Source organism: Actinomycetospora sp. (genome assembly GCF_055612215.1).
This window is the reverse complement of record NZ_JBVPVA010000446.1, coordinates 1-7958: the sequence shown is the minus strand read 5'-3', so window position 1 is coordinate 7958 and position 7958 is coordinate 1. Positions and strand designations below refer to the sequence as shown.

Below are 7958 nucleotides of genomic sequence, written 5' to 3'. Positions count from 1 at the left end.
GACCTCGACGGCGTCGTCGTCCACCGCGCGCAGCGTGTACTCCCGGTAGGGCCGTGGCCGGCCCGCGGGCGGCGCGACCAGCCCGCGCGGCCCGATCTCCGGGCGCTCGGGCTCCCCGCCGGGCTCGAGGGGGAAGAAGAGCTTGGCGTGGTCGGTCGGGCCCGTGACGGGAAGCGCGGCCACCGCACCCGTCGTCGTCGCCCGGAACCGCACCCGGCGCATCCGCGGCGTCACGTCGCGGGCGTCGACGACCTCGACCCGCACCGGCTCGACGTCGTGGGCCACCTGCGTGATGACGGGGGCGTTCCGGACGACCATGCCCGTCACGCTAACGGCGGGAGTTCACCCGTCGTCGCAGGCCCGGAACCCGCCCGCCACGCGGGTAGGGCAGCATCGCCGCTCGTGAGCGCACCGCAGACCGACGCCGCGCCCGTCCACGACCAGGTGGCCCGGACCGGCCACGTCCCGGGTCTGGTGGCGAGCCCGTTCCCGCCGATCGCCGACTACGGGTTCCTGTCGGACTGCGAGACGACGGCCCTCGTCGCACCCAACGGCGCCGTCGAGTGGCTGTGCCTGCCGCGGATGGACTCGCCGAGCGTGTTCGGCGCGGTGCTCGACCGGGACGCGGGCACGTTCCGGGTCTCCCCCGACGGCGTCGACGTGCCGGCCGCGCGGCGCTACGTGCCGGGCACGATGGTGCTCGAGACGACGTGGTGCACCCGGACCGGCTGGCTGCAGGTCCTCGACGTCCTGCTCATGGGGCCGTGGCACCACGAGGGCGAGCGGTCCGGCTCGCACATGCGCGCGCCGACCGACTACGACGCCGACCACGTGCTGCTGCGGGTCGCGCGCTGCCTGTCCGGGCAGGTCCAGCTGCGGATGGAGTGCGCCCCGGTGTTCGACTACGGGCGGACGCCGGCCGGGTGGACCTACCCGGGCGAGAGCTACCGGACGGCGCGGGCGTCCGGCGGTCACGAGGGCCCCGCGCTGCTGCTCACCACCGACACCAACGTCGGCTTCGAGGGCGCCCACGCCACGTCGCGGACGCTGGTGAAGGAGGGCGAGTGGCGCTTCTTCGCGCTGTCGTGGAGCGAGCACGCGCCGCCGTCGACGGTCGACGAGGCGCTGGACCGGCTGACCTGGACCGAGCACCACTGGCGGCACTGGCTCGACCGCGGCGACTTCCCCGACCACCGCTGGCTGCCCTACCTGCAGCGCTCGGCCCTGACGCTGAAGGGCCTCACCTTCGCCCCGACCGGCGCGATCGCGGCGGCGGCCACGACGTCGCTGCCCGAGACGCCGGGCGGCGAGCGGAACTGGGACTACCGCTACTCCTGGATCCGGGACTCGGCGCTGGCGCTGTGGGCGCTGTACGCGCTGGGCTTCGACTGGGAGGCCAACGACTTCTTCTACTTCGTCGCGGAGGCGGCCGAGGCCGCGGCCGGGCAGCTGCAGATCATGTACGGCGTCGACGGGCGGTCGCGGCTCGACGAGGAGGTCCTCGGCCACCTCGACGGCTACGAGGGCGCCTACCCGGTGCGCATCGGCAACGGCGCCTACGACCAGGCCCAGCACGACGTCTGGGGCGCCGCGGTCGGGGCGATCTACCAGTACGTCCGCAGCCGTGACCGGCTCGACGACCGGCTGTGGCGCATCGTCGTGACCCAGGTCGAGGCGGCGCTGGAGAACTGGCGCGGGCCCGACCGGGGGCCGTGGGAGGTGCGCGGCGAGCCGCAGCACTTCACGACCTCGAAGATCACCTGTTGGCTCGCCGCCGACCGCGGGGCCCGGCTGGCGGCGCTGCGCGGCGACGCGAAGCGGGAGGACCGGTGGGCGCGGGCCGCGGCGGAGATCCGCGACGACGTGCTGGTGAACGCCGTCGACGAGCGCGGGGTGCTCTGCCAGCACTACGGCACGACGGCGCTGGACGCGTCGCTGCTGCTGATGCCGATCGTCGGGTTCCTCTCCCCCGACGACCCGCGCTGCCGGGCGACGGTGCTCGCGATCGCCGACGAGCTCACGACCGACGACCTGGTGCTGCGCTACCTCGTGGAGGACACCGACGACGGGCTCTCGGGCGAGGAGGGCACGTTCACGATCTGCTCCTTCGCGCTGGTGTCGGCGCTGGCGGTCATCGGCGAGGTGGAGCGGGCGACGGCGCTCTGCGAGAAGCTGCTGGCCTCGGCGTCGTCGCTGCACCTCTACGCCGAGGAGATCGACCCGCACTCGGGGCGGCACCTGGGCAACTTCCCGCAGGCGTTCACCCACCTCGGGCTCATCCAGGCCGTGATGAACATCGTGCGGGCGGAGAGGAAGGCGGCCCGGCGGTAGCGGGGGGCGAGCCCTTCAGTGCCAGCGAAGCGTCGACGCTTGCACCCAGTGGCAGTAGAGCCCGGTCGTCAGCGGGCCCACACCGGATCGTCGGCCCCGAGCTCGTGGGCCGGCCCCGCCCACTCGCCGCCGAACACGGGGGGCGGCACCTCGAGCCGGCCGAGCGACTGCCGGACCGGCTCGACCGCCGGAACCCGGTTCGCGTCGTCGAGCCCGCCGACGGGCCCGGACCACAGCCACTCCGCCGTCCGCGCCAGCGCCAGCTCGCGGATCGAGCCGCCGCGGGTCGGCCGCTCCGCCAGCCCCAGCAGCGCGGATGCGGCGGCCAGGTAGCCGGTCGCGTGGTCGAGCGCCTGGGCGGGCAGCGCACCCGGCCGGTCCTCGGTCCCGCACGCCACCCCGATCCCGGAGGCCGCCTGCACGATGCTGTCGAACCCCCGTCGCGCCGCCCACGGACCCGTCCAGCCCCACGCATCGAGCCGGACGACGACGAGGCCGGGCCGACGCGCGAGCAGATCCTCGGGCGCGAGGCCGAAGCGGTCGAGCGCACCCGGGCGGTAGCCGGTGACGACGACGTCGGCGGTGTCGGCCAGCTCCCGCACCCGCGGGTCCGCGGCGTCGAGGATCGTCGTGCGCTTGCCGAGGCCGGTGTCGGCGTGCTGGGCGGGGATCTCGGGCAGGTGCGGCGGGTCGACGCGCAGCACGTCGGCCCCGGCGAGTGCGAGGGTGCGGGTGGCGACGGGCCCGGCGATCACGCGGGTCAGGTCCAGGACGCGGATCCGGGTCCCGACGCCGGGGGTGGACGTGTCGCTGCGCCGGATCGTCACCAGGGGTTCGTCGGCGACGGCGCGGCCGGGTCCCGACGACGCCCAGGTGGCGCGGTCGCGCACGGCGACCGCGATCCCGCCGGCCGCGGCGACGACGTCCTCCACCTCCCGGGCGGGCCGGGCGGCGAGGGCGGCGGCGAGGTCGTCGGGACGGCTGTCCTCGGGCAGCCCGAGTGCGGCGAGCAGGCGGGTCCGGTGGTGCGGGTAATTGGCGTGGGTGCGGACCCAGCCGCTGTTCGATCCCCCGTCGCTCCGCCCGCCCCGGCCGGCGCGCCAGAACCCCGACAGCGGCGCGAACCCGCCCGGGGCTTCGCCGTCGATCCGCATCAGCTGGTCGGCGCGGAAGGAGCTCCCGATCAGGACGGGGTCGATCTCGGGCATCGGCGTCCCGGCCAGCAGTACCGCCGCCCCGGCCGCGGCGGCGACGGACCCCTGTGCCAGGGCGTCGACGGGCAGGGGCGAGGCCAGGCCGGTCGAGTCGCCCCGCCAGCGGGGAGCCGGCGGCGGGCCGGACGCGTCGAGGCGGGCCCAGAGATCACGGAGCGCGACGTCGCGGGGGTCGGTCACTCCGTGAGGATGTGGATTTACTGCCACTGGGCGCAAGCGATCAGGGGAGCACGCCGATAGGGCTTCGCTTGCAGGAAGCTGGGGCACCATGAGTGACCTCCGGGAACGGCTCGTCGCCGCGGTGGGCGCCGCGCACGTGCTCGACGGCACCGATGACGCCGCCCTCGACCTCGCCCACGACGAGGCCCTCGCGGTCCCCCACGGCACCCCCGCGCACGTCGTCCGGCCGGGCAGCACCGCCGAGGTCGTCGCCGTCGTCGACGCCGCCCGCGCGACGCACACCCCCCTCGTCCCGCGCGGCTCCGGCACCGGGCTCTCCGGCGGAGCCAACGCCCCCGACGGCGCGGTCGTCGTCGCCTTCGACCGCATGACCGCGATCCGCTCCATCGACCCGACCGACCACGTCGCCGTCGTCGAGCCCGGGGTGTCCCTGGAACAGCTCGACGCCGCCGCCCGCGAGCACGGCCTCACCTACCCGGTCCGCCCAGGGGAGCAGAGCGCGAGCCTCGGCGGCACCGTCGCGACCAACGCCGGCGGGATGCACGCGGTCCGCTCCGGCGTGACCCGGGCGCACGTCGTCGGGCTCGAGGCGGTGCTGGCCGACGGCACCGTCGTGCGCACCGGCGGCCGCATCGCGAAGGTCTCCAGCGGCTACGACCTCACCCAGCTGCTCACCGGCTCCGAGGGCACCCTCGCGCTGGTCACCGAGGTCACCGTCCGCCTCCAGCCCTACCTGCCCGTCCGTCGCACCGTCCTCGCGCCGTTCCCGGACCTGGCCACGACGACGGCCGCGGTCGCCCGCGCCGTCGGGAGCGGGCTCGCACCGGCGCTCTGCGAATACCTCGACGACCCGACGATGGACGCGATCTGCACGGCCGCCGACCTCGCCCTCGGCGTCCCCGACGACGTCCGCGCCGCCGCCACGGCCTACCTGCTGGTCGAGCTCGTCGGGCGCCGCGAGGACCGCGTCGAGGAGGACCTCGTCGAGCTCGGCGCGCTGCTCACCGAGCACGGCGCCCTCGACGTCTACGCGCTCCCGGACGGCTCCGCGCGCCGCCTCGTCGCCGCCCGCGAGCAGACGTTCTGGACGATCAAGGCCCGCGGGGCCGACGAGATCGTCGACGTCGTGGTGCCGCGTTCGGCGCTCGCCGAGTTCCTCGACCGGGCCCGGGCGGCCGGCGACCGGCACGGCGCCCGGGTCCTCGGCTGCGGGCACCTCGGCGACGGCAACGCCCACCTCGCCGTCTTCGGGCCCGGGGAGGCGGAGGAGAAGGCGGCCGAGCTCCACGCCACGCTCCACGAGGTGCTCGCCGCCGGGGTCGCCCTGGGCGGGGCGGTGTCGGGCGAGCACGGGGTCGGGCGGGCCAAGGCGGACGCGCTCGCCGAGCTCGGGGATCCGGGCGCCCTGGCCGCGATGCGCCGGGTCCGCGCCGCCCTCGACCCGGACGGCCTGCTCAACCCGGGATGCGGGGTCGGCGGATGAGGGGTAAGCCCGTGAGGTGAGCACCCCGAGCGTCCTGATCTCCGGCGCCAGCGTCGCCGGCCCGATGCTGGCCCACTGGCTGGCGGAGGCGGGATGGTCGACCACCGTCGTCGAGCGCTACGACGGCCTGCGCGACGCCGGGCACAACATCGACGTCCGCGGGGCGGCCCGCGAGGTGCTGCGCCGCACCGGGATCGAGGACGACGTCCTCGCCGCGGGCACCGGCGAGGAGGGGCTGCGGTTCGAGGACGGGGACGGCGCGGAGGTCGCGTCGTTCCCCGCCGGGCCGGGCGACGTCGGCGGCCCGACCGCCGAGGCCGAGATCCTCCGCGGCGAGCTCGCCCGCATCCTCTACGAGCGCTCCGTCGAGCGCACCGAGTACGTCTTCGGCGACGAGATCACCGGCCTGGAGTCCCACGACGACCGGGTGGACGTCACCTTCCGGCGCGGCCCGGGGCGGTCCTTCGACGTCGTCGTGGTCGCCGAGGGCCTCACCTCCCGGACCCGCGCGCTGGTGATGCCCGACGCCCGCGTCCACGACCTCGGTCTCTACACCGCCTACCTGACGATCCCGCGCCGTCCCGACGACGACCGCTGGTGGCGCTGGTACAACGCGCCCGGCGGCCGGACGCTCGGCCTGCGCCCGGACAACGTCGGGCCACGCGCGCGCTGCTGACCTTCACCACCGGCGTCCGCGGGTTCGAGGAGCTCGGCCAGGACGAGCAGCGGCTCGTCCTGCGGCGCACGTTCGCCGACGCCGGGTGGCAGGCCCCGCGCATCCTCGAGGCCCTCGACGACGCCCCGCTCTACCTCGACCTCATCGGGCAGATGCGGCTGCCGCGCTGGCACGCCGGCCGGGTCGGGCTCGTCGGGGACGCCGCGTACTGCCCGTCCCCGCTGTCCGGGATGGGGACCTCGTGCGCGCTCGTCGGGGCCTACGTGCTGGCCGGCGAGCTCGCCGCGCACGGCCCGGACCGGGTCGAGGAGGCGTTCGCCGCCTACGACGCGCGGCTGCGGCCCTACGTCGAGCGCGCCCAGAAGATCGCCCCCGGTGCGCCGGGCCTGGCCCATCCCCGCACCCGCGCCGGGATCACGGTCCTCCGGCGGGCCGCGGCGCTCGTCGGGAGCCGGCCCGTCCGGGCGGTGACGGGCCTGCTGGGGAGCCTCGGCCCGGACCGGGCCGAGGACATCGAGCTCCCGGACCTCCGGGCGGTCGCCCCGCCGGGGCGCACCGCGGCGTGATTCAGGCGCGGAACCGCAGCGCCGGGCGGTCCGGGTGGTCGGCGAGCACGACGAGGTCGGCGATCGCGTCCGGGTCCACCTCCGCGGCGTATCGCTCGTAGGCGGGGAGGGTCCACGCGTCGGCCTCGGGGGTGCGCCGGGCGAGCGCCCCGGACGAGAGGGACACGTGCACCTCGAGCTCCGCGGGCAGCCCGCGCCCGAGCAGCAGCGGGCCGTCGACGAGCACCACCCCGCCCGCCGGGAGGTCCACCCGGGCGGCCCGTACGGCGCGGTCGGTCTCGACGTCCCAGAGCCGGGGCAGGACGGGGCGGCCCTGCGCGGCCGGGGCGAGGACCTCGCGGACCAGCCCCCCGGCGTCGAGCCAGTCGTCGTAGAACGCGTCCGGATCGGTCCGTCCGCGCTCGAGGCGCAGCGACGCCGGGCGCAGGAAGTCCCACGCCGACACCCGCAGCACCGCCCGCGAGAGGCCCCGGAGCCGGTCGACGAGCCCGTCGGCCCACCGGTCGGGTCGCGCGGCGGCGGCGCCGTCGAGCAGGACCCGCACCGAGCCCCTGTCGGGACCCCGGCGCGCGTGGACCTCCTCGGCGAGCGCGTCGAGCAGGGCGTCGGGACTGAGCGGGCGGATCGACGGGCGCGTCATCACCGCCCAGGATCCCCGCCGGGGCTCAGGCCTGCGCGACCGGCCCGTCCCCGACGCGCGCCGACTCGCCCTCCATGATCGGCACCGGCGCGTCCTCCTCGGAGTGCTGGTCGTCCTCGTCCGGCGGACGCGGGTGCATGAGCGACAGCGCGATCAGCGACACCACCGCGCAGCCGATGATGTAGATCGCGATCCAGGTGTAGGTCCCGGTCGCGGCGAGGATGGCGGCCGCGATCAGCGGTGCCGGCCCGCCCGCGATGACCGACGCGAGCTGGTAGCCCAGCCCCGCGCCGGTGTAGCGCACCCCGGTGCCGAAGCTCTCGGAGATCAGCGCCGCCTGCGGGCCGTACATCATGTCGTGGAAGACGAGGCCCAGGATCATGCCGAGGATCACGAGCCCGCCGACCCGGGTGTCGAGCAGCCAGAAGTACGGGAACGCGTAGAGGCCGGTCAGCACCACCCCGGCGCCGTAGACCACGCGTCGGCCCAGGCGGTCGGAGAGCCAGCCGAAGAACGGCACGGAGACGATGCCGATCAGGGCCGCGACGATCAGGTAGAGCAGCAGGTCGGTCTGGGCCAGCTTCAGCGTCTTGGTGCCGTAGACCAGCACGAACGAGGTGAACAGGTAGAACGGCGCCTGCTCGGCGGTGCGCACGAACATCGCCTTGAGGACGTCGCGCCACTGGTACTTCAGCGTGTCCACCAGGGGCAGCTTCGCGACCGCGCCGCGGCTGCGCAGCGCCGCGAACGCCGGCGACTCCAGCACCGTCAGCCGCACGAACAGGCCGATGCCGATGAGCACGATCGAGGCGAGGAACGGCCAGCGCCACCCGCCGGAGAGGAAGCCCGGACCGGAGAAGAAGTAGAC

Annotated in this window: 8 protein-coding genes; 4 read left to right on the top strand and 4 right to left on the bottom strand. The window is 75.7% G+C overall.

The features are described from left to right. Nucleotides 1-318: siderophore-interacting protein (locus tag AC0CYZ_RS12560; RefSeq protein WP_472215759.1), on the bottom strand; the 318-nt coding region annotated here is incomplete at its 3' end. An 84-nt stretch (nt 319-402) separates the two neighbouring features. Here AC0CYZ_RS12560 and AC0CYZ_RS12555 point away from each other — a divergent pair. Next, a complete protein-coding gene (locus AC0CYZ_RS12555) occupies nt 403-2331 on the top strand; it encodes a glycoside hydrolase family 15 protein (protein WP_472215758.1) in 1929 nt (642 codons plus the stop codon). Between the two features lie 68 nt (nt 2332-2399). On the opposite strand, the gene AC0CYZ_RS12550 is transcribed toward AC0CYZ_RS12555, so the two are convergent. Continuing rightward, a complete protein-coding gene (locus AC0CYZ_RS12550) occupies nt 2400-3725 on the bottom strand; it encodes a CoA transferase (RefSeq protein WP_472215756.1) in 1326 nt (441 codons plus the stop codon). An 88-nt stretch (nt 3726-3813) separates the two neighbouring features. On the opposite strand from AC0CYZ_RS12550, the gene AC0CYZ_RS12545 reads away from it, so the two are divergent. The 3 genes from AC0CYZ_RS12545 to AC0CYZ_RS12535 are packed head-to-tail and all read left to right on the top strand — an operon-like array spanning nt 3814 to nt 6450. Then, the gene (locus AC0CYZ_RS12545; RefSeq protein ID WP_472215754.1) at nt 3814-5208 is read left to right on the top strand and encodes an FAD-binding oxidoreductase; all 1395 of its coding nucleotides are present in this window, start codon (nt 3814-3816) and stop codon (nt 5206-5208) included. Nucleotides 5209-5224: 16 nt separating this feature from the next. Beyond that, the gene (locus AC0CYZ_RS12540; protein WP_472215752.1) at nt 5225-5884 is read left to right on the top strand and encodes an FAD-dependent monooxygenase; all 660 of its coding nucleotides are present in this window, start codon (nt 5225-5227) and stop codon (nt 5882-5884) included. Then, a complete protein-coding gene (locus AC0CYZ_RS12535; RefSeq protein WP_472215750.1) occupies nt 5806-6450 on the top strand; it encodes an FAD-dependent monooxygenase in 645 nt (214 codons plus the stop codon). Before AC0CYZ_RS12540 ends, AC0CYZ_RS12535 begins: the two co-directional genes overlap by 79 nt. Before the next feature lies 1 nt (nt 6451). Here the strand turns inward: AC0CYZ_RS12535 and AC0CYZ_RS12530 are convergent, their stop codons facing one another. Both AC0CYZ_RS12530 and AC0CYZ_RS12525 read right to left on the bottom strand, forming a co-directional pair. Then, nucleotides 6452-7090, bottom strand: a complete 639-nt coding sequence (locus tag AC0CYZ_RS12530) for a nucleoside/nucleotide kinase family protein (protein ID WP_472215748.1) — start codon at nt 7088-7090, stop codon at nt 6452-6454. A 25-nt stretch (nt 7091-7115) separates the two neighbouring features. Continuing rightward, the coding region (locus AC0CYZ_RS12525; protein ID WP_472215746.1) for an MFS transporter at nt 7116-7958 on the bottom strand (843 nt) is incomplete at its 5' end.